Origin of the sequence: Halorubrum tibetense, assembly GCF_042661865.1 — an archaeon.
Taxonomy (GTDB): domain Archaea; phylum Halobacteriota; class Halobacteria; order Halobacteriales; family Haloferacaceae; genus Halorubrum; species Halorubrum tibetense.
The window spans coordinates 1-625 of the sequence record NZ_JBHSWW010000635.1 but is presented as its reverse complement, the minus strand read 5'-3'; the positions used below and the strand labels follow the sequence as shown (position 1 = coordinate 625).

General features: G+C 70.7%; 1 protein-coding gene. It reads left to right on the top strand.

From position 1 onward, the window contains the following. A partial coding sequence (cyoE, locus tag ACFQEU_RS17455; RefSeq protein WP_379784212.1) for a heme o synthase occupies positions 1–625 on the top strand: 625 nt, incomplete at both ends.

Genomic DNA, 625 nt, shown 5'->3' with positions numbered 1-625 from the left:
GGACGGTCGCGGCGACGCTGGTCGGCGGTGCGCTCGCGATCGGCGCGTCGGGGACGTTCAATCACGTGCTCGAACGCGACGTCGACAAACGGATGCAGCGCACCAACGACCGGCCGCTTGCGACCGACCTCGTTCCCGTCCCGCACGCGGTGGCGTTCGGCGGTCTGCTGACCGCGGTCTCGCTCGGCCTGTTCTGGACGGTGAACGCGCTGACGGCGTTCCTCGGGCTGATCGCGATCCTGTTTTACAGCGTCGTGTACACCCTGGTGCTCAAGCCGAACACCGTCCAAAACACCGTCATCGGCGGGGCGGCGGGCGCGCTCCCCGCGCTCATCGGCTGGGCGGCCGTGACGGAGACGGTCGGTGGCGGCGGGCTGCTGCTCGCGGCGGTGATCTTCCTGTGGACGCCCGCGCACTTCTACAACCTCGCGTTGGCGTACAAGGACGACTACGAGCGCGGCGGCTTCCCGATGATGCCCGTCGTCCGCGGCGAGACGGCGACCCGGCGACACATCGTCTGGTATCTCGGCGCGACGCTCGTCGCCGCCGCGGTGCTCGCGCTCGTCGCGGAACCGCTCGGCGGACTGTACGCGGTCGTCGGCGTCGTGCTCGGTGCCGGCGTCCC